General features: G+C 67.9%; 24 protein-coding genes and 2 tRNA genes. 20 read left to right on the plus strand and 6 right to left on the minus strand.

Annotated elements, in window-relative coordinates:
• Positions 1-40 precede the first annotated feature (40 nt).
• From ACWAT3_RS00600 to ACWAT3_RS00670, 15 genes are all read left to right on the plus strand, one after another.
• The gene (locus ACWAT3_RS00600) at positions 41-733 is read left to right on the plus strand and encodes a DUF4129 domain-containing protein (protein WP_460795014.1); all 693 of its coding nucleotides are present in this window, start codon (positions 41-43) and stop codon (positions 731-733) included.
• The gene (locus ACWAT3_RS00605) at positions 730-1263 is read left to right on the plus strand and encodes a hypothetical protein (protein ID WP_460795016.1); all 534 of its coding nucleotides are present in this window, start codon (positions 730-732) and stop codon (positions 1261-1263) included. The genes ACWAT3_RS00600 and ACWAT3_RS00605 overlap by 4 nt, the downstream gene beginning before the upstream one ends.
• On the plus strand, positions 1260-2225 hold the full coding sequence (locus ACWAT3_RS00610; protein ID WP_460795018.1) for an AAA family ATPase: 966 nt from the start codon (positions 1260-1262) through the stop codon (positions 2223-2225). Before ACWAT3_RS00605 ends, ACWAT3_RS00610 begins: the two co-directional genes overlap by 4 nt.
• Entirely contained in the window at positions 2222-3514 is a 1293-nt protein-coding gene (locus ACWAT3_RS00615; protein ID WP_460795019.1) for a DUF58 domain-containing protein, read from the plus strand. Before ACWAT3_RS00610 ends, ACWAT3_RS00615 begins: the two co-directional genes overlap by 4 nt.
• Complete coding sequence (locus ACWAT3_RS00620) at positions 3511-4011, plus strand: hypothetical protein (protein WP_460795020.1); 501 nt, start codon at positions 3511-3513, stop codon at positions 4009-4011. The genes ACWAT3_RS00615 and ACWAT3_RS00620 overlap by 4 nt, the downstream gene beginning before the upstream one ends.
• A 69-nt stretch (positions 4012-4080) precedes the next feature.
• Positions 4081-6969, plus strand: a complete 2889-nt coding sequence (gene uvrA / locus ACWAT3_RS00625) for an excinuclease ABC subunit UvrA (RefSeq protein ID WP_460795022.1) — start codon at positions 4081-4083, stop codon at positions 6967-6969.
• Entirely contained in the window at positions 6969-8867 is a 1899-nt protein-coding gene (gene uvrC, locus ACWAT3_RS00630) for an excinuclease ABC subunit UvrC (RefSeq protein ID WP_460795023.1), read from the plus strand. The genes uvrA and uvrC overlap by 1 nt, the downstream gene beginning before the upstream one ends.
• A 24-nt stretch (positions 8868-8891) precedes the next feature.
• Positions 8892-9764, plus strand: a complete 873-nt coding sequence (rapZ, locus tag ACWAT3_RS00635) for an RNase adapter RapZ (protein WP_460795024.1) — start codon at positions 8892-8894, stop codon at positions 9762-9764.
• Positions 9765-9832: 68 nt separating this feature from the next.
• Positions 9833-10810 (plus strand): DNA-binding protein WhiA, encoded by a 978-nt coding sequence (gene whiA / locus ACWAT3_RS00640; RefSeq protein ID WP_460795026.1) that lies wholly within the window; start codon positions 9833-9835, stop codon positions 10808-10810.
• Positions 10811-10954: 144 nt separating this feature from the next.
• Entirely contained in the window at positions 10955-11581 is a 627-nt protein-coding gene (locus tag ACWAT3_RS00645; protein WP_460795027.1) for a superoxide dismutase, read from the plus strand.
• A gap of 103 nt (positions 11582-11684) precedes the next feature.
• Entirely contained in the window at positions 11685-12695 is a 1011-nt protein-coding gene (gene gap / locus ACWAT3_RS00650) for a type I glyceraldehyde-3-phosphate dehydrogenase (RefSeq protein ID WP_460795029.1), read from the plus strand.
• 9 nt (positions 12696-12704) lie between these two features.
• The gene (locus ACWAT3_RS00655) at positions 12705-13919 is read left to right on the plus strand and encodes a phosphoglycerate kinase (protein ID WP_460795031.1); all 1215 of its coding nucleotides are present in this window, start codon (positions 12705-12707) and stop codon (positions 13917-13919) included.
• Positions 13910-14701, plus strand: coding sequence for a triose-phosphate isomerase (gene tpiA, locus ACWAT3_RS00660; protein ID WP_460795033.1), 792 nt, complete (start codon positions 13910-13912; stop codon positions 14699-14701). The genes ACWAT3_RS00655 and tpiA overlap by 10 nt, the downstream gene beginning before the upstream one ends.
• Positions 14702-14783: 82 nt before the next feature.
• Complete coding sequence (gene secG / locus ACWAT3_RS00665; protein ID WP_429462264.1) at positions 14784-15032, plus strand: preprotein translocase subunit SecG; 249 nt, start codon at positions 14784-14786, stop codon at positions 15030-15032.
• Positions 15032-15385, plus strand: a complete 354-nt coding sequence (locus ACWAT3_RS00670) for an RNA polymerase-binding protein RbpA (RefSeq protein WP_460795035.1) — start codon at positions 15032-15034, stop codon at positions 15383-15385. Before secG ends, ACWAT3_RS00670 begins: the two co-directional genes overlap by 1 nt.
• A 57-nt stretch (positions 15386-15442) precedes the next feature.
• Here ACWAT3_RS00670 and ACWAT3_RS00675 read toward each other — a convergent pair whose 3' ends face one another.
• The 6 genes from ACWAT3_RS00675 to ACWAT3_RS00700 all read right to left on the minus strand — a co-directional run bounded on the left by ACWAT3_RS00675 (position 15443) and on the right by ACWAT3_RS00700 (position 19751).
• On the minus strand, positions 15443-15967 hold the full coding sequence (locus ACWAT3_RS00675) for a hypothetical protein (RefSeq protein ID WP_460795037.1): 525 nt from the start codon (positions 15965-15967) through the stop codon (positions 15443-15445).
• An 8-nt stretch (positions 15968-15975) separates the two neighbouring features.
• A complete protein-coding gene (locus tag ACWAT3_RS00680) occupies positions 15976-17175 on the minus strand; it encodes a signal peptidase I (RefSeq protein WP_460795039.1) in 1200 nt (399 codons plus the stop codon).
• Between the two features lie 5 nt (positions 17176-17180).
• Positions 17181-17813: a SipW-dependent-type signal peptide-containing protein gene (locus ACWAT3_RS00685; protein WP_460795041.1), complete on the minus strand. Its 633-nt coding sequence runs from the start codon at positions 17811-17813 to the stop codon at positions 17181-17183.
• Positions 17814-17818: 5 nt separating this feature from the next.
• Positions 17819-18370 carry a SipW-dependent-type signal peptide-containing protein gene (locus tag ACWAT3_RS00690; RefSeq protein WP_460795043.1) on the minus strand — a complete coding sequence of 184 codons (552 nt, stop codon included), beginning with the start codon at positions 18368-18370 and terminating at the stop codon, positions 17819-17821.
• A 95-nt stretch (positions 18371-18465) separates the two neighbouring features.
• A complete protein-coding gene (locus tag ACWAT3_RS00695; protein ID WP_460795045.1) occupies positions 18466-19650 on the minus strand; it encodes a hypothetical protein in 1185 nt (394 codons plus the stop codon).
• A 27-nt stretch (positions 19651-19677) separates the two neighbouring features.
• Positions 19678-19751 (minus strand) — tRNA-Gly (locus ACWAT3_RS00700).
• A gap of 109 nt (positions 19752-19860) precedes the next feature.
• Here ACWAT3_RS00700 and ACWAT3_RS00705 point away from each other — a divergent pair.
• The 5 genes from ACWAT3_RS00705 to ACWAT3_RS00725 all read left to right on the plus strand — a co-directional run bounded on the left by ACWAT3_RS00705 (position 19861) and on the right by ACWAT3_RS00725 (position 23384).
• Positions 19861-19934: transfer RNA gene (locus tag ACWAT3_RS00705), tRNA-Pro, on the plus strand.
• A gap of 61 nt (positions 19935-19995) precedes the next feature.
• Entirely contained in the window at positions 19996-21486 is a 1491-nt protein-coding gene (tig, locus tag ACWAT3_RS00710; protein ID WP_460795047.1) for a trigger factor, read from the plus strand.
• A gap of 66 nt (positions 21487-21552) precedes the next feature.
• Positions 21553-22044 (plus strand): tetratricopeptide repeat protein, encoded by a 492-nt coding sequence (locus ACWAT3_RS00715; protein WP_460795048.1) that lies wholly within the window; start codon positions 21553-21555, stop codon positions 22042-22044.
• Positions 22045-22124: 80 nt separating this feature from the next.
• Complete coding sequence (locus ACWAT3_RS00720; RefSeq protein ID WP_460795050.1) at positions 22125-22721, plus strand: ATP-dependent Clp protease proteolytic subunit; 597 nt, start codon at positions 22125-22127, stop codon at positions 22719-22721.
• A 21-nt stretch (positions 22722-22742) separates the two neighbouring features.
• The gene (locus tag ACWAT3_RS00725) at positions 22743-23384 is read left to right on the plus strand and encodes an ATP-dependent Clp protease proteolytic subunit (protein WP_460795052.1); all 642 of its coding nucleotides are present in this window, start codon (positions 22743-22745) and stop codon (positions 23382-23384) included.
• Positions 23385-23446 lie beyond the last annotated feature (62 nt).

A 23446-nucleotide genomic window follows, 5' to 3' on the forward strand; every position in this document is an offset into this window, starting at 1 on the left:
GTGGAGTCATGCCCGCGCTTCGTCTCCGTCTCGAGCACGCATGAGACGAGTGCTGGGGATCGGCGCCATCGTCGCGCTGCTGCTGGTCGTGATGGTCGCGGCATCCCTGCAGGGGCACGCTCGGTTCGAACCGCCGGACTTCGACGCGGCACCGGCTCCGCTGCCGACGATGGCGGATGATCCGGCGCAGACTCCGCTGCCGCTGCCCACGCAGACGCCGTTGTCGACCAACGAGACTGCTGCGACCGTGGTCTCGATCATTCTCCTGGTGATCACCGCTGTCGTCGGGGCACTGCTGCTGTTCCTCGTCATCCGCGCACTGTTGCGGGCGTGGGCCGCGCGGATCCCGCGTCGCGAGGTCGATCAGGCTGGCGACGAGAGCTTCGCGGTATCGTCCGATCCCGATCCAGAGACGGCGGCGCCGGCGATCCGCCGCGGCATCGCGGCCGCGCTGCGCGTGATCGACGAGCACGCCGCGCCATCGGACGCCATCATTGCGGCGTGGGTGGGGCTGGAGGAGAGCGCCGCGGAGGCGGGCATCACCCGCGGTCGAACCGAGACACCGGCGGAGTTCACGCTGCGGGTCATCACCCACCGCGCGGATGTGGCGGCGGACGCACGGACGCTGCTGGGCCTGTACGAACGAGTGCGATTCGCGGGCCGCACCGCGGACGAAGCGGATCGCGCGCAGGCGCGACAGACGCTCGCCGCGATCCAGGAGGGCTGGCGATGACGCTGCGACGATGGATCACGGCCGGCGTCGTCACTGTCGCCGCCAGCGCCGCGCTGATCTTCTTCGGGCTGGAGCCCGTCTTCGCCCTGAGTGGTGGGGTGCTGGCGGGGGCGGTGATTCTGCTGGCGGCGCTGCGCGGAGCAGAAGCCGTCAGCGAGGAGGGGCCGCGCGAGGAACGTGCACCGGCGACGCGGGGATCGGAGATCTCTCGTCTCGCCTGGGCGTTCAACCCTCGCACCGGCGTCGCAGGCGAGATCGTCAGTCGACGCGTCCGCGCTCTGCTGCGTCGGCGGCTCGCGCGGCGCGGCATCGACGTCGATGACCCGGCTCAGACCGCGCGCGTGAACGGGGTGCTCGGCGTCGGCCTCTGGCAGCGACTGAACGGGCGCCAGGTGCAGAACGCCGACATCAGGAGTGCACTGGATGCCGCGGATCGGCTGGTCGCGGCATCCGTTTCTCCGCAGGAATCGACCGGGGTCGCGTCGACAGGCCCCACCCAGCCGACGACCAGAAAGCAGGAGCGCGCATGACGAACACCACTGAGATCGCGGAGACCGGGCGGCGTGTCCTCGATGCCGTCCGCACGGTCGTCGTCGGGATGGACGACACTCTCGAGATCGCACTCGCGACGATCCTCGCCGGCGGGCATGTCCTCTTCGAGGACGTGCCGGGTCTCGGCAAGACGCTGGCCGCACGCAGTCTGGCTTCGGCGCTGGGCCTCGACTTCCGGCGGCTGCAGTGCACGCCCGACATGCTCCCCGGCGACGTCACCGGTTCGTATGTCTACGCGCCGGACACCGGCGACTTCGTCTTCCGACCGGGCCCCATCTTCACCGGTCTGCTGCTGGCAGACGAGATCAATCGCACGACGCCCAAGACGCAGTCGGCCATGCTCGAGGCCATGGCCGAGCGGCAGGTCACGGTCGAGGGGAACAGTTATCAGCTCGCGCGCCCCTTCCATGTGATCGCGACCGCGAACCCGATCGAGTACGAGGGCACCTACGCCCTGCCGGAGGCGCAGCTCGATCGCTTCATGGTGCGACTGTCGGTCGGCTACCCCGAGCCTGCGGGTGAGACCGAGATCCTGCTCAGCCGGGTGCGCCGGCAGCGCGAGGAGACCAGCGTGGATGCCGTGATCGACGCCGCGCGACTGCGCGAGGTCCAGGCAGCGGTCGAGGCGATCCACGTCGATCCGGATGTCGCGCGGTACTGCGTCGACCTGGCGCGCGCGACGCGGACGGCGCAGAACGTCGCGGTCGGCGCATCGCCGCGCGGATCGCAGTCGCTCCTGCTGCTCGGCCGTGCCCTGGCGGCGCTGGACGGCCGAGACTACGTTCGCCCGGACGACATCAAGCGCATCGCGGTTCCCGTCCTCGCGCACCGGCTCACGCTCACTCCACAGGCCTGGGCCCAGGGCATCGAGCCGGCGCGGATCGTGCAGGGGGTGCTCTCCGAGGTCGCGGTCCCGCCGACGGTGAGCGCCGCACCATGAACGACGAGCGCACTCCTGCACGCCGGTGGCAGCGGACGCCCGCGTTCCTGATCGGAATCGGAGCCGCGGTGGTTCTGGCGGGTCTCGGTCTCGCGCTGTCGCGCCCCGACGTGATCGCCCTCGCCGCTCCGCTGGCGATCTGGTCGCTGCTGGCGGCGGATGGCGAACGCCGCCGACCCGCAGCCCGGGAGGACGCTCCGATCAGCATACGAGCGGCAACGGACGCGACGGCCGGCGCGCTGGACGACGTGATCACGGTCGACACGGATGCCGAGATCGCCGAGCTCTTCATCGTGCAGTCCGCACGGCGCAGGCGTCGCGTGTTCGTGCCAGGCCGGGGGACGATCCGCGCGCACAGCCGGACTCGGCATTCCGGTCCGATCGACGCCGTCCGCGTCAGCGGACGCAGCCTCGGCGGTGACGGCGCCCTCACTGGCGGAGCATGGGGGACGGTCATCCAGCGTCGCGCGGTGGCTCCGGCATCCAGAGACCTGCCCGCGCTGCCGACGGCTCCCCGTCTGACCGGGCTGCACGGCGCGCACGAAGGGTCGCGGGCCGGGCAGGGCGGCGACTTCCGCGACATCCATCCCTTCGCCCCCGGCGACGAGCTGCGGCGCGTGGACTGGCGCGCCACCGCACGAGCGGCCCGCCGACCCGGCGAGCTCTTCGTCCGCCGGACGAATTCGCTCAGCGATGCCTCGGTCGTGATCGCCGTCGACGCGGCCGATGACCTCGGTGAAGTCGTCGCCACGTGGGGGAGCGGGGACCTCGAGCGCAGCGGGAAGACATCGCTCGACAACGCCCGTGAGGCAGCGCGCTCACTGGCGACGGCCGCGATCTCGGTGGGGGATCGCGTCGCCTATCACGTACTCGTGCAGGGTGGACGGTCGCTGCGCAGCGGAACCGGCGCGCGACACCTCGCTCGGGTCGTCGCCGAGATATCAGGCACGGGTCAGGCAGGAGACGACAGTCGCTACCGGCGCACGCCGCCGGTGCCCCACGGGTCCGTGATCGCGGTGCTGTCGACGTTCTTCGACGGCGCCGCGGCCGAGCTCGCACTGATGTGGCGCGCCTCAGGGCATCGGGTACTCGCCATCGACACGCTTCCGACGCTGGACAGCGCGCGGCTGTCCGGCGAGCAGCATCTCGCTCTGCGCATCGTCCTCGCCGAGCGCGACGACATGTTCCACGACCTCGGGGCCGCCGGGGTCGAGATCGTGCGGTGGGACGCCGCGGCCGCCGGCGAGATCGGCGCTCTCGCCCTGGCCAGGACAGGCGGCCCCAGGTGAGCGACGACGCACTCGACATCGGTGCAGCGGTCCCTGCGGTGCTCATCCGGATCACCCTCGTCGTGGTAGTTGCGGGCGGCGCATGGATGCTGGAGCCGGGCATCGTCTGGCAGAGCATCGCCCTGATCCTCGTCGTCGCCGGAGCAGTCCTGCCGCAGACCGGCGGTGCCTGGTTCGCGTTGATCGTCGTGCCGTTCGCGCTCATCACGCAGCCCGAGGATCCCGCGCGCGCGTGCCTCGCCGTGCTGATCGTGCACCTCGGTCACGTACTGGCGACGATGAGCCTGTCGATTCCCCTGCGGGCGCGGGTCGCGCTGCGAGCGCTGCGGCCGACGGGGGTGCGCTTCGTCTGGGTCCAGGCGATCGCGCAGGCCGTCGCCGTCGTCGCCGTGCTGCTGCCGTCCGCCGAAGGCACCGGAGTCGCCTGGCTCGCTCCGATCGGAGCGGTCGCCGTCGCGACTGCTGCCGTGCTGCTGCTGCGCCACGTGCGGCGGTGAGCATCTTGCGGAGCCCAGCCTGAGAGCGCTATCGGAGCCAATGTCCGTGGCCCCTCTTAGACTTGACCGGTGCCCATTGTCCCCGTCTCCAGCCCAGGAAAACTCAGTGTTCGCGGTGCGCGCGTCCACAATCTCAAGAACGTCGACATCGACATCCCGCGCGACTCGCTCGTCGTCTTCACCGGGCTGTCCGGTTCCGGCAAGTCCAGCCTCGCGTTCGACACGATCTTCGCCGAAGGTCAGCGCCGCTACGTCGAGTCGCTGAGCGCGTACGCGCGTCAGTTCCTCGGTCAGGTCGACCGCCCGGACGTCGACTTCATCGAGGGTCTGAGCCCCGCGGTCTCGATCGATCAGAAGTCGACCAACCGCAACCCGCGGTCGACAGTGGGAACCATCACCGAGATCTACGACTACATGCGTCTGCTGTGGGCGCGCATCGGCATCCCGCACTGCCCGGAGTGCGGAGAGCGCATCCAGCGGCAGACCGTCCAGCAGATCGCCGACCAGCTCATGGAGCTCCCCGACCGCACCCGTTACCAGATCGTGGCTCCCGTGGTGTCGCAGAAGAAGGGCGAGTTCGTCGACCTCTTCCGCGAGCTGGGCGCCAAGGGCTATTCGCGAGCGATCGTCGACGGCGACCTGATCCAGCTCGCAGAGCCGCCGACGCTCAAAAAGAGCTACAAGCACGACATCGCCGTGGTCGTCGACCGCCTGGTCGCCTCCGATGACATCCTCGGGCGCGTGACCGACTCGGTCGAGACCGCGCTCGGTCTCGCCGGCGGCGTGCTGCAGATCAACTTCGTCGACGAGGAGGGGGATGCCGCGTGGCAGTCCTTCTCCGAGAAGCTGGCCTGCCCCAACGGGCACGCGATCACGCTCACCGAGATCGAGCCGCGCACGTTCTCGTTCAACGCCCCGTTCGGTGCCTGCCCGTCCTGCTCCGGACTCGGTACACGGATGTCGGTGGACGTCGAGCTCATGCTCGGTGATGAGCAGCTGTCGATCCGCGAAGGCGCGATCATCCCCTGGACGACGCAGGGCAAGGGACTGTTCCAGTACTACGAGCGCCTGCTCGAAGGACTCGCGCGCGACCTCAACTTCGACCTCGACACTCCATGGCGCGACCTGCGCGTCGACGTCCAGGACGCGATCCTGCGCGGAGACAACTACAAGGTCACGGTCAAGTGGAAGAACCGGTACGGCCGTGAGATGCGGTACGCGTCCGGTTTCGAAGGCGTCGTTCCGTACATCGAGCGGCAGTACGCGCAGGCCGAGACCGACACCCAGCGTGCACGATGGGGCGAGTATCTGCGCGAGGTGCCGTGCCCGGTGTGCGACGGCAACAGGCTCAAGCCGGAGGTGCTCGCCGTCCAGGTGCACGGTCATTCGATCGCCGAGGTCTCCCATCTCAGCCTGGCCGATGCGCGAGCGTTCATGGAAGAGCTCACGCTGACGGAGCGCGAAGCGAAGATTGCAGCGCAGGTGCTTCGCGAGATCCGACTGCGACTCGACTTCCTGCTGCAGGTCGGCCTGTCCTACCTGAACCTGAGCCGGTCTGCGGGTTCGCTGTCCGGCGGTGAGGCTCAGCGCATCCGACTGGCCACGCAGATCGGCTCGGGACTCACCGGCGTGCTCTACGTCCTCGACGAGCCGTCCATCGGACTGCACCAGCGCGACAACCGGCGCCTCATCGAAACGCTGCTCACTCTGCGCGATCTCGGCAACACGCTGATCGTCGTCGAGCACGACGAGGAGACCATCGAAGCGGCCGACTGGGTCGTCGACATCGGACCGGGCGCCGGCGTCAACGGCGGCGACGTCGTGCACTCCGGTCCGTACACGGCGCTGCTCGGCGAGAAGAAATCGATGACCGGCGACTACCTCGCCGGACGCCGCGAGATCCCGACTCCGCGCAAGCGCCGCAAGCTCGACAAGCGGCGCATGCTCAAGGTCGTCGGCGCGCGGGAGAACAACCTCAAGAACGTCGACGTCGAGTTCCCGCTCGGCGTCCTCACGGCCGTCACCGGCGTGAGCGGTTCGGGCAAGTCCTCGCTCGTCAACGACATCCTCTACCGGGTGCTCGCCTCGAAGCTCAACGGCGCCCGCTCGCTCGCGGGCAAGCACACGCGCGTGACCGGCCTCGACAACCTCGACAAGGTCATCCACGTCGACCAGGCGCCGATCGGTCGCACTCCGCGATCGAACCCGGCCACCTACACCGGCGTCTTCGACCGCATCCGCACGCTGTTCAGCGAGACGCCGGAGGCGAAGGTACGCGGATACCAGCCAGGGCGATTCAGCTTCAACGTCAAGGGCGGGCGCTGCGAGGCGTGCTCGGGCGACGGCACGATCAAGATCGAGATGAACTTCCTGCCAGACGTCTACGTCGACTGCGAGGTGTGCCACGGCAAGCGGTACAACCGTGACACGCTCGCCGTGCACTACAAGGGCAAGAACATCGCCGAGGTGCTCGAGATGCCGATCGAGGAGGCCGCCGAGTTCTTCGAGCCGATCCAGGCCATCCATCGCTACATGAAGACGCTCGTCGACGTCGGCCTCGGCTATGTGCGCCTCGGGCAGTCGGCCACCACGCTGTCCGGTGGTGAGGCGCAGCGCGTCAAGCTCGCGACGGAGCTCCAGCGGCGCAGCAACGGTCGCAGCATCTACGTGCTCGACGAGCCGACGACCGGTCTGCACTTCGAGGACGTCCGCAAGCTGCTCGAGGTGCTGGACAGCCTGGTCGAGAAGGGCAACACGGTGATCGTGATCGAGCACAATCTCGACGTGATCAAGTCGGCGGACTGGGTCATCGATCTCGGCCCGGAGGGCGGCTCAGGAGGCGGTGAGATCCTGGCGGCGGGGACGCCGGAGCACATCGCCGCGATCGAGGGCAGCCACACCGGGCAGTTCCTCGCCGAGATCCTCGGTGGAGGGCGCCAGGCGCGGAAGGCCGGCTGATGGCGGACGTCCTGCCGTACAAGCCCAAGCAGGGGGAGATTCCGACCGATCCGGGGGTGTACCGCTTCCGTGATGCGCAGGGGCGGGTGCTCTACGTCGGCAAGGCGAAGAACCTCCGCCAGCGCCTGTCGAACTACTTTGCACCGCTGCGGACGCTGCATGAGCGCACGCGTCGGATGGTGACGACGGCGGCGTCCGTGGAGTGGACGGTCGTGCCGACCGACGTGGACTCTCTGCAACTCGAGTACATGTGGATCAAGGAGTTCGATCCGCCCTTCAACGTCCGCTACAAGGACGACAAGTCGTACCCGTTCATGGCGATCACGCTGGCCGACGAGGCCCCGCGTGTGATCGTGACGCGCAATCGCAGGATCCCCGGCGCGCGCTACTTCGGCCCGTTTCCGAAGGTGTGGGCGGTGCACGAGACCATCGATCTGATGGTCAAGGCGTTCCCCATCCGCACCTGCAGCGACGCGAGCTACAAACGGGCGATGCAGACCGGGCGCCCGTGCTTCCCCGGCCAGATCGGCAAGTGCGGGGGCCCGTGCTCGATGACCTGCACCATCGCAGAACATCGCGCGATGGTCGACGATTTCGTCGCCTTCATGGCAGGGGGCGACGAGCGGTTCACGCGCGAGCTGACCAGGCGCATGCGCGAGGCATCCGCGGCGATGGACTACGAGTCCGCGGCGAAGTACCGGGACAAGCTCTCCGCGATCGATGCCGTCCTCGGCAAGAGCGCGCTCGTGCTACCGGCGGACGAGGATGCCGACCTCTTCGGCATCGCCGAGGATGAGCTCTCCGCAGCGGTGCAGCAGTTCGTGATCCGCGGCGGGCGCGTTCGTGGTGTGCGCGCGTCGACGATCGAGAAGGAGATCGATGTCTCCTCCGGCGAGCTCGTCGATCAGATCCTGCAGCGCGTCTACGGCGAAGCGGCCGACGGCGAGATCCCGCGCCGCATCCTGGTTCCGACTCTGCCGGACGATGCGACCGAGCTCGAGGAGTGGTTGCGCGGGCGGCGCGGACGCAAGCTGGAGATCGCCGTGGCGCAGCGCGGGCAGCGCGCCGAGCTCATGCGCACGGCGACCCTCAATGCGCAGCAGGCGCTAATCCGGCACAAGACCAAGCGCACGAGCGACTACGTCGCGCGCACGCAGGCGCTCACCGATCTGCAGAACGCGCTCGGCCTCGAGGAGGCCCCGCTGCGGATCGAGTGCTACGACATCTCGCATCTCCAGGGATCGAACGTGGTCGCGTCGATGGTCGTCTTCGAAGACGGCCTGCCTCGCAAGGACCAGTACCGCTCGTTCAACATCGCCGAGACGACGGACGACACCGATTCGATGTATCAGGTGCTGCGCCGACGGCTGGCCCATCTCGACTCCCCGGAAGAGGATGACGACGCCGTGGCAGATCCGCTGGCCGAGGGGGAGGTCACGACCACGCGTCGTCGCCCCCGCTTCGCGTATCCGCCGCAGCTGCTGCTCGTCGACGGCGGCCAGCCGCAGGTCGCTGCGGCGGCGCGCGCGCTGAAGGATGCCGGGCACACCGAGATCGCGCTGTGCGGCATCGCCAAGAGACTCGAGGAGATCTGGCTCCCCGATGACGATTTCCCGGTGATCCTGCCCCGCACGAGCGAGGCGCTGTATCTGCTGCAGCGGTTGCGGGACGAGGCGCACCGATTCGCGATCACGCATCAGCGCAAACGGCGCAAGCGCGACATCTCGAGCACGCTCGCCGAGGTACCGGGGCTCGGGGCCGCGCGCATCAAGGTGCTGCTCAAGCACTTCGGATCCGTGACGCGGCTGCGCGCAGCGACCACGGCGGAGATCGAGGAGGTCCCTGGGATCGGGCCGGCCCTCGCGCAGGGAATCCACGCGCACCTCTCCAGTCGATAGGGTTGTTCCACGGGAGGAGAACCGATGACAGGCGAGGACCAGAGCCAGTTCCTGATCGTGACCGGCATGTCCGGGGCAGGGCGCACCACGGTCGGCAATGCGCTCGAGGATCTCGGCTGGTACGTCGTCGACAACCTGCCTCCGCAGATGCTGCGCCCGCTGCTCGATCTCACCGACCTCGGCGGGGGAGCGCTGCCCAAGGTCGCGGCGGTCGTCGACGTGCGGGGCCGCAACCTGCTAGACGACCTGCCCGATGTCGCCAGGACACTGCGCTCGCGCGGCTCGGTTCAGGTGCTGTTCCTGGATGCCTCGGATGACGTGCTCGTCCGCCGCTTCGAGGCCGTCCGCCGCCCGCACCCGCTGCAGGACGACGGGACGCTGCTGGACGGCATCCGGCTCGAACGCTCCCGGCTCATGCTCGTGCGGGAAGCAGCCGACATCGTCATCGACACGTCGAACCTCAACATCCATCAGCTCGCGACGAAGACCAACGAGCTCTTCTCGGAAGAAGGAGCGGCGAGGCATCGGCTGACGCTGCTGAGCTTCGGCTTCAAGTACGGGCTGCCGACGGACGTCGACCTCGTCGCGGACATGCGCTTCCTGCCGAACCCGTTCTGGAACGAGGAGCTCCGCGGGTTCACCGGCCAGGACGAGGCCGTGCGCGAATACGTGCTCTCCCGCGAGGGCGCTCAGGAGTTCCTCGACGCGTATGCGAAGGCGCTCGTGCCCGTTCTGGAGGGCTACCAGCGCGAGAACAAGAGCCACTCGACGGTCGCGATCGGCTGCACCGGGGGCAAGCACCGCTCGGTCGCGATGTCCGAAGAGCTCGCGAAACGCCTCGCGCAGGTGCCAGGCGTGGCCGTCAACGTGCGTCACCGCGACCTCGGCCGCGAGTAGAGATCGACGGAGCCGAGTAGGCTAGTCCTTCGCGCCGCGATCCGGCGCGAAGAGCGAGAAGGAGTGTCGTGGCACTAACCACCGACGTCAAGGCTGAGCTGGTCAGCATCCGGAACGCGCCACCCACGGTGCGCGTCGCGGAAGTCACTGCGATCCTCCGGTTCGCCGGTGGTCTGCATTCGATCGCGGGCCGCGTGGCCGTCGAAGCCGAGGTGGATGCCGAGCTGCTCGCGCGTCGTGTCGCCAGGGACCTCGCCGAGATCTACGGCGTGCGCCCCGAAATCGCTCAGGTGCAGTCCTCGAGCTCGAACGACGGTGCGCGCTGGGCCGTCCGCGTCATCGGCGCGGGGGAGACGCTTGCGCGCCAGACCGGGCTCCTCGACCAGCGTCGGCGCCCCGTCCGCGGGCTGCCCAACCGCCTGACCACCGGGTCGCGTGAAGAGATCGCTGGCCTCTGGCGCGGCGCGTTCCTCGCCGCCGGTTCGCTCTCCGAACCCGGCCGTTCGGCGATGCTCGAGGTGGCCTGCCCCTCGTCCGAAGCCGCCATGGCTCTCGTCGGCGCTGCACACCGCCTCGGCGTCGCGGCCAAGGCGCGCGAGGTCCGCGGGATGCCGAGGGTCGTCGTCCGCGAGGGCGAGGCGATCCGCTCGATCCTCACCCAGATGGGCGCGGCAGGGACCGCGACCGCGTGGGAGGAGATGCGCCAGCGCCGCGAGGTGCGCGCGGGCGTCAACCGGCTCGTGAACTTCGACGACGCCAACCTCCGCCGTTCGGCGCAGGCCGCCGTCGCGGCGTGCGCGCGCGTCGAGCGCGCACTGGAGATCCTCGGCCCAGACGTGCCCGATCACCTCAAGGTCGCAGGCGAACTGCGTCTGTCGCATCGCGATGCGAGTCTGGACGAGCTCGGCCATCACGCTGACCCGCCGCTGACCAAGGATGCCGTCGCAGGACGCATCCGCAGGCTCCTGGCGATGGCCGATAAGCGTGCGCAGGTCGAGGGCATCCCCGGTACCGAGGCCGCGGTGCCGGCCGGCCTCGACGTTTAGGGAAATCTTCGCCATCCCGGGGAAGGTTCCCCTGCCGTGACGCGTTGCCGTCACTAGGATGGAAACCGTCTGCTCCGCGCTGCATCTCGGCATCGCGGAGGACCGGAAAGCGCCGCGGCGCGGCGCGGATTGGATTGAATCGACATGGCGACATACACGCTTCCCGACCTTCCCTACGACTTCGCAGCACTCGAGCCGCACATCAGCGGCAAGATCATGGAACTGCACCATGACAAGCACCACGCGACCTACGTCGCCGGCGCGAACGCTGCGCTCGACGGACTCGCCGAGGCCCGTGAGAGCGGCAACCTCGCGAACGTGAACAAGCTCGAGAAGGATCTCGCCTTCAACCTGGGCGGCCACGTCAACCACTCGATCTTCTGGACGAACCTGTCGCCGAACGGCGGCGGTGAGCCCGAGGGCGAGCTGAAGGCGGCGATCGAGGAGTTCTTCGGTTCGTTCGAGAAGTTCCAGGCGCACTTCACCGCCAACGCCCTCGGCATCCAGGGCTCCGGATGGTCGGTGCTCAGCTGGGACTCGATCGGTCAGCGTCTGATCATCCAGCAGCTGTTCGACCAGCAGTCCAACACGGCCCAGGGGACCATCCCGCTGTTCCAGCTGGACATGTGGGAGCACGCCTTCTACCTCGACTACCTCAACGTCAAGGCGGACTACGTCAAGGCGGCATGGAACATCGCGAACTGGGAGAACGTCGCCCAGCGTCTCGACATCGCCCGCAAGCAGACGAACGGCCTGCTGGTACTGTCGTAAACAAGACGGGCGTCCCGACGGACGATCAGCCCGTCGGGACGCCGCTGTCCACGCATTCTCTATCAATACAGCGCGCAAGCGCACGAGAAACAGGGAGACCTGAGTGTCTGTCAAGATCGGCATCAACGGCTTCGGCCGCATCGGACGAAACTACTTCCGCGCGGCTCTCGCGCAGGGCGCAGACCTGGAGATCGTTGCCGTCAACGACCTCACGGACAACAAGTCGCTCGCACACCTGCTGAAGTACGACTCCGTCGGCGGCGTGCTGGACGCAGAGATCAGCTACGACGATGAGAGCATCACCGTCAACGGCAAGACCATCAAGGCGTTCGCCGAGCGCGACCCCGCCAACCTGCCCTGGGCCGAGCTGGGTGTCGACATCGTCATCGAGTCGACCGGCTTCTTCACCAAGGCCGAGCTCGCCAAGAAGCACATCGATGCCGGCGCCAAGAAGGTTCTCATCTCGGCTCCTGCGACCGGTGCGGACGGCACCTTCGTCGTCGGTGTGAACGAAGAGTCCTACGACCCGGCCAACCACCACATCATCTCCAACGCGTCCTGCACGACGAACGCGCTGGCCCCGCTCGCCAAGGTGTTCAACGACGCCTTCGGCATCGAGCGCGGCTTCATGATGACCGCTCACGCCTACACCGCAGACCAGAACCTGCAGGACGGCCCGCACGGCGACCTGCACCGCGCACGCGCTGCGGCGATCAACATCGTCCCGGCCTCGACCGGTGCGGCGAAGGCCATCGGCCTGGTCCTGCCCGAGCTCGACGGCAAGCTGAGCGGCTCCTCGTACCGCGTTCCGGTTCCCACCGGCTCAATCGTCGACCTGACGCTGGTCACCGACCGCACCGACCTGACGGTCGATGAGATCAACGCGGCGTACGCCAAGGCCGCTTCCGAGGGCAGCCTCGCCGGCTACCTGCAGTACAACGCCGACCCGATCGTGTCGAGCGACATCCAGCACAACGCGCACTCCTCGATCTTCGACTCCACGCTGACGAACGTCAGCGGCAACCTGGTCAAGGTCTCGAGCTGGTACGACAACGAGTGGGGCTACTCCAACCGTCTCGTCGACCTGACCGAGTACGTCGCAGAGCGTCTCTGAGAACCGAACATGTCTCTGCGCACCCTGGAATCCCTGGGGTCGCTCGAGGGCAAGCGCGTCATCGTCCGTTGTGACCTCAACGTCCCCCTTCGGGACGGCGTCATAACGGACGATGGCCGTGTTCGCGCCTCGTTGCCGACCCTCAACGCGCTGCTCAACGCCGGCGCCCGTGTGATCGTCTGCTCGCACCTCGGCCGCCCTGACGGCGCGCCCGATGCGAAGTACAGCCTCGAGCCGGTCGCCCAGCGTCTCTCAGAGCTGCTCGGCAAGCCGGTCGCCTTCGCCCGAGACACCGTCGGCGAGTCGGCCTCCGAAGCGGTCGCCGCTCTCGAGGACGGCGGTATCGCCGTGATCGAGAACCTCCGGTTCAACCCGGGGGAGACGTCGAAGGACGAAGCAGAGCGTCAGGCGTTCGCGCAGCAGCTCGCCGGTCTCGGCGACGTGCTGGTGTCCGACGGATTCGGCGTCGTGCACCGCAAGCAGGCCAGCGTCTACGATCTGGCCCAGATCCTGCCGTCGGCGGCTGGTCTTCTGATCGCCACCGAGCTCGGCGTCCTCGACCGCCTCACCGAGACACCGGAGCGGCCCTACACGGTCGTCCTCGGTGGATCCAAGGTCAGCGACAAGCTCGGTGTGATCTCGCACCTGCTTCCGCGGGTCGACCGCCTGCTCATCGGCGGCGGCATGCTCTTCACCTTCCTCAAGGCGCAGGGCTATGCGGTCGGATCGAGCCTTCTCGAAGAGGACCAGCTCGACACGGTCCGCGGCTACATCGCCGAAGCCGCCGAGCGCGGTGTCGAGATCGTCCTGCCGACGGATGTCGTGGTCGCGGCGTCCTTCGCCGCCGACGCTGCGCACGAGACGGTGGCGGTCGACGCCATCGAGAGCACGGCTGCCGGAGCTGCCGGCCTGGGTCTGGATATCGGCCCGGACACGGCCGCCGCTTTCGCCTCGGCGATCCGCGGGTCGAAGACGGTGTTCTGGAACGGGCCGATGGGCGTGTTCGAGTTCCCCGCGTTCGCCAACGGAACACAGGCCGTCGCACAGGCGCTCACCGAGGTCGACGGCCTCGGCGTCGTCGGTGGCGGCGACTCGGCCGCCGCCGTTCGGCAGCTCGGGTTCGCAGATGACCAGTTCGGCCACATCTCCACCGGTGGTGGGGCCAGCCTCGAGTTCCTCGAGGGCAAGAAACTCCCCGGCCTGGAGGTGCTCGGATGGGCGTGACCAACCGTACCCCGCTGATCGCGGGCAATTGGAAGATGAACCTCGACCACCTTCAGGCGGTCGCGACGGTGCAGAAGCTGCACTGGACCCTGAAGGATGCCGGACACGAAGGGGACTCGGTCGAGGTGGCCGTCTTCCCGCCGTTCACCGACATCCGCAGCGTCCAGACGTTGATCGATGCGGACAAGATCCCGTTCGCGCTCGGCGCGCAGGATGTCTCGGCTCACGACTCCGGTGCGTACACCGGTGAGGTGTCCGGAGCGTTCCTGGCGAAGCTCGACGCGAAGTACGTCATCATCGGCCACTCGGAGCGGCGCGAGTACCACGCCGAATCCGACGACGTCGTCGCAGCGAAGGTCAAGGCTGCGGTCAAGCACGGTCTCGTCCCGGTGATCTGCGTCGGCGAGACGGCAGAGGACCTGGAGAAGTTCGGGGCCAGCGCGGTTCCGGCTGGTCAGCTCAAGGCTGCTCTCGACGGTGTGCCGGCATCCGCCGACATCGTCGTGGCGTACGAGCCGGTCTGGGCCATCGGCTCCGGCCAGGCCGCCACGCCGCAGCAGGCGCAGGACGTCTGCGCCGCGCTGCGCGGTGTGCTGGCTGAGGTGCTCGATGCGGATGCCGCGGCACGCACGCGTGTCCTGTACGGCGGTTCGGTGAAGTCCTCGAACATCGCGAGCTTCATGCGCGAGCCCGATGTGGACGGCGCTCTGGTCGGTGGGGCGAGCCTCGTCGTCGACGAGTTCGCGGCGATCATCCGGTTCCAGAAGCACGTCGGAGTATGAGTGTGCGGCGGGGCTCCGGCCCCGCCGCACCGTATACTTGACCGTTACGCGGGCATTTCGGCCCGAGCGAAAGGCATTTCACGTGCAAGTTCTCGAGTTCGTCCTGCAGGTCGTGCTGGGTATCACCAGCGTCCTGCTGACTCTCCTCATCCTTCTCCACAAGGGTCGTGGCGGCGGTCTGTCCGATATGTTCGGCGGCGGGATGTCGACGGCTGTCGGCTCCTCCGGTCTCGCCGAGCGCAACCTCAACCGGTTCACGGTCGTTCTGGCTCTGACCTGGTTCGTCGCCATCGTGGCACTGGGCCTCATCACGAAATTCGAGGCGCTCTGATGGCTACCGGCGGCAATGCGATCCGAGGGACCCGCGTCGGTTCCGGCCCGATGGGCGAACAGGACCACGGCTACCACGCCGACCGCATCGCGGTGTCGTACTGGGACGGGCTCGGCAACGAGACCGTGCGGTACTTCGCGGCCGGTCTCCCCGAAGAGGAGATCCCGGACACCATCGATCACCCGCACTCCGGTCTTCCTGCCGGGCGCGACAAGGAGAACCCGCCTGCCCTGTCGAAGACGGAGCCCTACAAGACGCATCTCGCGTACGTGAAGGAGCGCCGCACCGACGTCGAGGCGGAGCAGCTTCTCGAGGACGCGCTCTCGCAGCTGCGCGAGCGCCGCGGGCAGTAGCTCGAGTTCTTCTCGGAAAGACCGTCGTGACGTCTCAGTCGCGGCGGTCTTTCCGCGTCACGGCACCAAGGTGCAGCTCGAGCCGAGACCGAGCAGCACGACGTTCAGGTTGTACCGGACCGGCGCGGAAACCCAGGAGCTCCCGGCGTAGCCGTTGTATATGCGCACCTCGTAGGAACCACCGAGAAGGTTTGCGAGGTCGAGCAGTCCCAGCAGCTTCTCCTGTGTGTAGATCGCGCGATACTGGTACTTGCCACCCGTGCTCCCGGTCTGCGTGATGACGCTGCCCGATGCGCCCTGGACGTCCGTGCCCGTTGTGGTGCCACGGGTGAGCTGGACCATCTGCGCGCCCGGCCGATCCGACGTCCATGTGAGGGTGAAGTCCTGGAGCCCCAGGACCACCACGCTGCGCGCCGTACAGGTCGTGGCTGTCGGCACAGCGAGAGCGGCCGCTGTCACGGCGGCGCTGCTGCCGAGCTCCGCATCCGTCCAGGCGGCCTCGGTCGGTGCGGGCGTCAGCGAACCTCCGAGCAGCAGCACACCGACGCCCAGCACCGCGGCGCCGAGTCGGGTGCTCCGCACCGCGGCTCTCATCGGCTGCTCCGGCGATGGGCACGGGCCGTCATGGCGATGCCGAGGCCGATGAGCACGGCGCCGGGAGCAGCATAGAGCGCCCAGGAGACGCCGCCCGTGTCTGCCAGGCCGTCCTCGCCGTTCACGGTCTCCTCCGCCGTCTGTCCCGCTGCGTTCGCGCGGATGGTGAGCGTCGCCGAAGCGGAGTCCGTTCGATTCTCAGGGGCGGTGAGCAGGACCCGCAGGTGGACACTCACAGGGGTCGCAATGCGATGGACCCGCTCCCATGTGCCGTCCAATGTGACCGGCGACGCTGGACGCAGAAGCTTCTCGCCGCGCGCGCAGCCGTCTGGCGTCCACGCCGAGGCGCATGAGCGGACCTCGGCCGAGATCTGGAGTCCCGGCTGCGCTTGTGCACCGGAGAGTGCGATCGTCAGAACTCCCTCGGCGGGCAGACTCGATCCATCGACGTCGAGGTGCCAGTTGAGTGGATCGACGGCATCCAGTGTCTGCGTACCGGACAGGTCCGACGAGAGGCGGAGGGTGCCGGCCGCGTGCGCCGGCACAGGCGAGACGAAGGGCGATGTCGCCGCAGCGATCAGCGCGACCACGCCGAGGACTCGGGCGGCGCGACGCCCACGACGAGTTGTCGGTGCCTCGTCCGTCTCAGAACCTCCGGCGGCATCTTCGACGGCGTTCCCCTCGTCCTGCTTCTGCCGGCCCCTGGGCCAGAACGCCCACGTGACGAGTGCGGCTGCGCCGACCGTGAGGCACCCCAGGACGATCGGATTGCCGAACCAGACGAGGACATTCGCGAGGTGGGGGACGGACGCGCGCACGATCCGCACCTCCGTCACGGCGTACGGTGCGGGATCCTCGCTCTCGTTCGCATCGCCCTTCAAGGTGATGATCCGCTCATCGACGAAGCTGCCCTCCGCCACGCCGGTGATGCGGTGCGTGACAGGAAGGGCATTCGGCCGGTCGACGGTGACGACGTCCCCGACGACGAGATCGGACGCCGGGACCCGCTGAACCAGCGCGACGGAGCCTGCCGGGATCGTCGGCGACATCGAGCCCGTCTTGAACATGATCAGCGTGTATCCGCCGCTGAAGGCGAGCACGGCGAGCACGATGCACACCACGCCGCCGAGCGCGGCGAGCGTGAGGGCTGTCTCTCGCAGGGCCCTCCCCAGTAGTCGCGCCGCGACGGTACTCATGCGTGTCACCCCGTGGTTCCGGTGAACGTCCAGGTGGGGACAGCGGAGCCGCCCTGTGCCCCCGTCGGCGTCGTGGTCGGCAGCGTCAGTACGATGCAGTAGCCGACTGTCGCCCCCGCCGCGATGGGCAGTGCAGTCAGAGTGGGAACGCTCGCGAGGCCCGTCACAGACGTTCCGCCCGTGGTGCTCGTCGTGCAGGAAGCCATGTCTCCTGGTGCGGCGACCGGGACGTATCGAACCTGCACGGCGTCCCGCAAGGCTGTGCTCGCTGTTCCAGATGCGGTGACGCCCACCGTCGTGAGGTTCACGGTGCCCGCGATCGAACCGGTGTTCTGGATCTGGATCCAGGCGGAGCGGACCTGACCGGGGTACAGCCCGGTTGCGTTGAAGGTCATGACAGCCGTGCCCTCGGCACCGCCCCCGTGCGAGACGAACGGATCGCTCGTCGAGGTCCGTGACGCGAGCGCGAAGGTGCCGGCGGTCACGGTGGTCGAGGCGAGCTCCTGATCGGTCCAGGCCGCAAGGGTCGCCGAACCGCCGACTCCGAGCACCAGGGCGCCAGCGAGCACCGCGCGCACGCGCAGGGAGCGCAGGCGGCGTCGCCCAGCGATACGCGTGCGGCGTCGGCCCTCGGGCACCGGTCCTACTGCGAGACGGCGTTCCACTGCCACACCGCGGTGCCGGTTTCACCCTGCTCGATGCTGGATGCGGCTGTCACCTGGAGGCAGAGGTTGATGATCTCACCATCAGCGATTGTGGTCGGCACGGCGGTACCGGCGGTGAACGAGTCCTCGTCGCAGCCGAATGCTGCGGTCTCGACGGCAGCGAAGGTCAGGTCGCCGTTCAGCGTGCCGGTCACCACGGGTGCGACCGATGTGAGATCGGCCGCATCGGTTGCGTCGAGCTGAAGCGCGTAGGGCGCGTACACCACATCATCCGGGCTCAGGTTGTCGAAGGGCGCCGTGAACGTGAGCTCGGCTGCGCCTGCCTCCGACTCATGATCGGCGAATGTGGTGCCATCCGTCGATCCCTGGAAGACGAACGTTCCGGCCGCGAAGTCGACGCTGGCGAACTCGGAGTCGTTCCAGGCCGCGAGCGTCACGGCGGTGCCGACGCCGAGGACGAGGCCTCCCGCCAGGACTGCGTAGATCTTCGTGCGCCGCGAATTCGCCGGTCGCGTGATGGTGCTGTTCATGAGTGCCCCTCTCCATCGAGCGCCTGGGGCGCGCCCGTCCTCTGCGCAAGCGTAATGCGCTCTGAAGAGTTTGGATACCGGAATATCGGATCGCGTCAGCGGCAGTTCGCGGCTGCGTCGATCATCGACTGCGGAGGCGCACCGTACACGTCGGTGCCGTTGCCGCTGTCGGTGAATCCCATGCTGATCGCCCACGCTGTCGCCCAGGCCTCGATGGTGTCCTGGTCCGACGAGTCGTACAGCGACTCGCACTTCACGCTGATGGCGTGTCCGACCTCGTGCGCGACCAGTGCTTTCGCCCATTCAGCCGGCCAGGACTCCGCGATGTAGTCGGACAGGGCGATGGTCGAGTAGCCGGGATCGCCGTACCACCAGGTGGTCCAGCCGCCATAGGACGGCCGGTCGTAGCCGGGGACGGTCGGTGCCCAGTCGAAATCGATCAGCACGCCGGGGGCGAGTGAACGCGCGAAGGCCTCGATCTCGACGCGCGGACCGTACAGCGCTCCGGCCTTCTCGGCCAGCTCCGCCTGCTCGCTCGTCAACGCGCCCGCCGCCGCCGATTCCAGCGTCACGAACTGCTGCACGGCTTCGGCATCCAGGTCGGAGATCGAACCTGCGGCCGCGGCCGCGGTGCGCAGCGCGATGATCTCGGGATTGCGGGCGTTCACATGCGCGGCTTCGAAGTCGGCCGCAGCGGCTGCGGACGTCTGCACGGCTTCGACGGCGCTCTCGTCGACCGCCGTCGTGCGCTCCGCAACGTCGTCGCTGAGCGCACGCAGTTCCGCCTCCTGGTCCTCAAGATCGCGCGTGTCGTCGGCGAGCCGTCCGCTTTCCGCGAACAGCTCCCAGGCCCACTGCGGCTTCTCTCCGGCGGAGGGAAGGGATGCCGAGCTCGCTTCCTCCGCATCCGACAGTGTCGGCTCCACGGCGGCGATCGCGGCATCCAGGTCCGTGCGTGCGGCGGCCGGCATCAGCACCGCGGAGTCGGCGGCGGCGATGTCGCTCGCGGTCGCCGCGTCCGTGCCGAGCTGTTCGGCATCGGCTGCAAGATCGCGCTGTTCTTTCTCGGTGGACGTCTCGGCATCCTGGAACGCGGTGAGGGCGTCGTCGTAGTGCAGGTTCGCGGCAAGGTGGAGTCCTGCTCCGACAGCCAGGATGAGCGCTCCGGCGAAGATGACCCAGGCGATGCGACGCCGACGAACCGGGGGAGCGGACGGCGCAGGCGGGCTGGAGAAAATCGCGGGGAGTTCGTGATCCCCACCGAGGTGCTGCCAGGTCACGGCACCTCCTCTAGGGGACTCCAGGAGTGGAGGGGCTGACGAGAATCGAACTCGCGTCATCTGTTTGGAAGACAGAGGCTTTACCATTAAGCTACAGCCCCGGATCCGGCCCGTACAGCGGGCCGGGAACCGACTGGTCAAGCATAGCGGACAGTTCAGGGCTCTCATGTCCGTTAGACTTCCTAGGGCTGAATCTGCGTGCGGATTCCCCGGGGCGTAGCTCAGCTTGGTAGAGCGCCCGCTTTGGGAGCGGGAGGTCGCAGGTTCAAATCCTGTCGCCCCGACTCTGTCCCACACGCTTCACGCCGCGCTTCCGCGCGGGAACCACAAGGAGAACGAACCAGCATGGCGAACAGCACCGTCGAGAAGCTGACCCCGACCCGGGTCAAGCTCAGCATCACGGTCACCCCCGAGGACCTCAAGCCCAGCATCAAGCACGCCTACGAGCACATCGCTCAGGACGTCCAGATCCCGGGCTTCCGCAAGGGCAAGGTCCCCGCGCCGATCATCGACCAGCGCATCGGTCGTGGCGCGGTCATCGAGCACGCCGTGAACGAGGGCCTCGACGGCTTCTTCCGCGCCGCCGCCAGCGAGCACAGGATCCGCATCGTCGGTCGTCCGTCGGCCGAGATCATCGAGTGGCCGAACGAGAAGGACTTCACGGGTGACCTGCTCGTCGACATCGAGGTCGACGTCCGCCCCGAGATCGAGGTTCCGTCGTTCGATGGCATCACACTGACCGTCGACGCCATCGAGACCGATGAGGCAGCCGTCGACGAGGAGCTCGACCGTCTGCGCGGCCGCTTCGGCACGCTGATCCCGGTCGACCGTCCCGCCGCGAAGGGCGACTTCGTCGAGCTCGACCTCGTCGCCACGATCGACGGCGCCGAGATCGACCGTGCCGAGGGCGTCTCCTACGAGGTCGGCTCGGGCGAGCTGCTCGAGGGCATCGACGACGCGATCGAGTCGCTCACCGCCGGTGAGGACACCACGTTCCGCTCCAAGCTGGTCGGTGGCGACCACGCCGGCAGCGAGGCCGAGGTTTCCGTCAGCGTCAAGGCTGTCAAGGAGCGCGAGCTTCCCGAGGCGGATGACGACTTCGCTCAGATCGCCAGCGAGTTCGACACCATCGCAGAGCTGCGCGCCAGCGTTGCGGAGCGCGTCAGCCAGCAGGGCGTGTTCACGCAGGGTTCTGCGGCGCGCGACCAGCTCGTCGAGGCGCTGCTCGAGAAGATCGAGATCCCGGTTCCGCCGCAGCTCATCGAGGACGAGGTGCACAACCACCTCGAGTCCGAGAACCGCCTCGAGGACGACGAGCACCGCGCCGAGGTCACCGAGGCGAGCGAGAAGCAGTTCCGCACGCAGGTGCTGCTCGACACGATCGCCGAGCAGGCGGACGTTCAGGTCTCGCAGGACGAGCTCACCCAGTACCTGATCCAGTCGGCCGCCCAGTACGGCATGGCTCCGCAGGAGTTCGTCGAGGCGCTGCAGTCGTCGAACCAGATCCCGGCGCTCGTCGGCGAGGTCGCCCGCAACAAGGCTCTGGCGATCGCCCTGGGCAAGGTCACGGTCGTCGACACGAACGGCAAGGCTGTCGACCTGAGCGACTTCATCGCCGTCGACGACGAGGACGGGGCTGCCGAAGAGGCGCCCGCCGAGGAGAAGCCGGCCAAGAAGGCTCCCGCGAAGAAGCCCGCCGCGAAGAAGGCTCCGGCCAAGACGGCGGACGCTGACGAGGCCGAGGCCGAGAAGCCTGCTGCCAAGAAGCCGGCCGCGAAGAAGGCACCGGCCAAGAAGACGGCCGCCAAGAAGGACGAGGCCGCCACGGCCGAGTGATCGCGAGACGATCCTGACGAGAAGGCGGATGCTTCGGCATCCGCCTTCTTGCGTGAGAAGAGCGGTATGGACACCTGGGAAGAGCGCATCGGGGGCGTGTGGGCGGCGAGCAACACTCTCGCGGATGAGGACGTCATCTCGCGCATCGACGCGATAGCGGCGGAACGCGGAGCGGAGGACGCCAGGGCCGAGTTCGAACGCGGTGGCGCCAGGGACTCGGCCGGACGCGAAGCCGAGGCCGTGGGGTTCTACCGGCGCGCGCTGGAGCTCGGGCTCGACGACGAGCATCGTCCGCAGGCGGTGATCCAGCTCGCGAGCTCGCTGCGGAACATCGGCGAACACGATGAAGCGCTCGCCCTGCTCGCGGAGGAGCAGCGCGAGCACCCCGATTCGGCGTACCGCGACGCGGTCGCGGTCGTGCAGGCACTCGTGCTCGCCAGCTCGGGCGCCCCGGCACGCGGGCTGTCGGTCGCTCTGCTGGCGCTGATCCCGCGTCTTCCGCGCTATCACCGCTCGATGACTGCATACGCGCACGAGATCGCCGAGCTCGACACCTGATATGCCGACGGCGAACACGACCTGAGTGCCGCGTCGTCGCCGGTAGATTCGAATCATCGAACACGGAAACAGGAGCTGAAATGGCTGCAGAACCCCTTGTCGCGACGAGCGTCTTCGACAGGCTGCTGAAGGACCGCATCATCTGGCTCGGCTCAGAGGTGCGCGACCAGAACGCCAACGAGATCTGCGCGAAAATCCTTCTTCTCGCCGCAGAGGACTCTGAGAAGGACATCTACCTCTACATCAACTCGCCCGGTGGATCGATCACGGCAGGCATGGCCATCTACGACACCATGCAGTTCGTGCCGAACGACATCGTCACCGTCGGCATCGGCATGGCGGCATCCATGGGTCAGCTCCTGCTGACCGCCGGCACCAAGGGCAAGCGCTACATCACGCCCAACGCCCGTGTGCTGCTGCACCAGCCGCACGGCGGCTTCGGCGGAACCGCGAGCGACATCCAGACGCAGGCGCAGCTCATCCTGTCGATGAAGAAGCGCCTCGCCGAGATCACCGCCTCGCAGACCGGCAAGTCGGTCGAGCAGATCAACGAAGACGGCGACCGCGACCGCTGGTTCACGGCGGAAGAGGCGCTCGAGTACGGATTCGTGGATCACATCCGCGAGTCCGCGACCGACGTCATCGGCGGCGGCGGCACCGAGCCGGACAACAAGTAAGCGGAAAGCGAAAGGATTCCCATGCACACTCCCACTTTCCGCTCCGCAGGAAACCTGCCCTCCAGCCGGTACGTCCTCCCGCAGTTCGAGGAGCGCACGGCCTACGGCTTCAAGCGCCAGGACCCGTACAACAAGCTGTTCGAAGACCGCGTGATCTTCCTCGGTGTTCAGGTCGACGACGCTTCGGCCGATGATGTGATGGCGCAGCTTCTCGTGCTCGAGAGCCAGGATTCCGAGCGCGACATCACGATGTACATCAACTCGCCCGGCGGATCCTTCACGGCGATGACGGCGATCTACGACACGATGCAGTACGTCGCGCCGCAGATCCAGACGGTGGTGCTCGGTCAGGCGGCTTCGGCGGCATCCGTGCTGCTCGCCGCCGGTGCACCGGGCAAGCGTCTCGCGCTCCCCAACGCCCGCGTGCTCATGCACCAGCCGGCGATGGGGGAGGCCGGTCAGGGCCAGGCATCCGACATCGAGATCCAGGCGGCGGAGATCCTCCGCATGCGCACCTGGCTCGAGGAGACCATGGCGCACCACACCGGTCAGCCTGTCGAGAAGGTGAACCGCGACATCGATCGCGACAACATCCTCTCGGCTGCCCAGGCCAAGGACTACGGCATCGTCGACCAGGTGCTCACCACGCGCAAGCGCGCCTGAGCGATTCTGCTCGAAGGGGCGATCCGGCATCACGCCGGGTCGCCCCTTCGTGCGTGCGGATG

The organism is Microbacterium sp. GXF0217 (assembly GCF_054798195.1).

Bases quoted from the DNA above. Each gene is read 5' to 3' on its own strand.
- ACWAT3_RS00600 (WP_460795014.1), top strand. From the start codon at position 41: ATGAGACGAGTGCTGGGGATCGGCGCCATCGTCGCGCTGCTGCTGGTC.
- ACWAT3_RS00605 (WP_460795016.1), top strand. From the start codon at position 730: ATGACGCTGCGACGATGGATCACGGCCGGCGTCGTCACTGTCGCCGCC.
- ACWAT3_RS00610 (WP_460795018.1), top strand. From the start codon at position 1,260: ATGACGAACACCACTGAGATCGCGGAGACCGGGCGGCGTGTCCTCGAT.
- ACWAT3_RS00615 (WP_460795019.1), top strand. From the start codon at position 2,222: ATGAACGACGAGCGCACTCCTGCACGCCGGTGGCAGCGGACGCCCGCG.
- uvrC (WP_460795023.1), top strand. From the start codon at position 6,969: ATGGCGGACGTCCTGCCGTACAAGCCCAAGCAGGGGGAGATTCCGACC.
- rapZ (WP_460795024.1), top strand. From the start codon at position 8,892: ATGACAGGCGAGGACCAGAGCCAGTTCCTGATCGTGACCGGCATGTCC.
- ACWAT3_RS00645 (WP_460795027.1), top strand. From the start codon at position 10,955: ATGGCGACATACACGCTTCCCGACCTTCCCTACGACTTCGCAGCACTC.
- ACWAT3_RS00655 (WP_460795031.1), top strand. From the start codon at position 12,705: ATGTCTCTGCGCACCCTGGAATCCCTGGGGTCGCTCGAGGGCAAGCGC.
- tpiA (WP_460795033.1), top strand. From the start codon at position 13,910: ATGGGCGTGACCAACCGTACCCCGCTGATCGCGGGCAATTGGAAGATG.
- ACWAT3_RS00670 (WP_460795035.1), top strand. From the start codon at position 15,032: ATGGCTACCGGCGGCAATGCGATCCGAGGGACCCGCGTCGGTTCCGGC.
- ACWAT3_RS00680 (WP_460795039.1), bottom strand. From the start codon at position 17,175: ATGAGTACCGTCGCGGCGCGACTACTGGGGAGGGCCCTGCGAGAGACA.
- ACWAT3_RS00690 (WP_460795043.1), bottom strand. From the start codon at position 18,370: ATGAACAGCACCATCACGCGACCGGCGAATTCGCGGCGCACGAAGATC.
- tig (WP_460795047.1), top strand. From the start codon at position 19,996: ATGGCGAACAGCACCGTCGAGAAGCTGACCCCGACCCGGGTCAAGCTC.
- ACWAT3_RS00715 (WP_460795048.1), top strand. From the start codon at position 21,553: ATGGACACCTGGGAAGAGCGCATCGGGGGCGTGTGGGCGGCGAGCAAC.
- ACWAT3_RS00720 (WP_460795050.1), top strand. From the start codon at position 22,125: ATGGCTGCAGAACCCCTTGTCGCGACGAGCGTCTTCGACAGGCTGCTG.
- ACWAT3_RS00725 (WP_460795052.1), top strand. From the start codon at position 22,743: ATGCACACTCCCACTTTCCGCTCCGCAGGAAACCTGCCCTCCAGCCGG.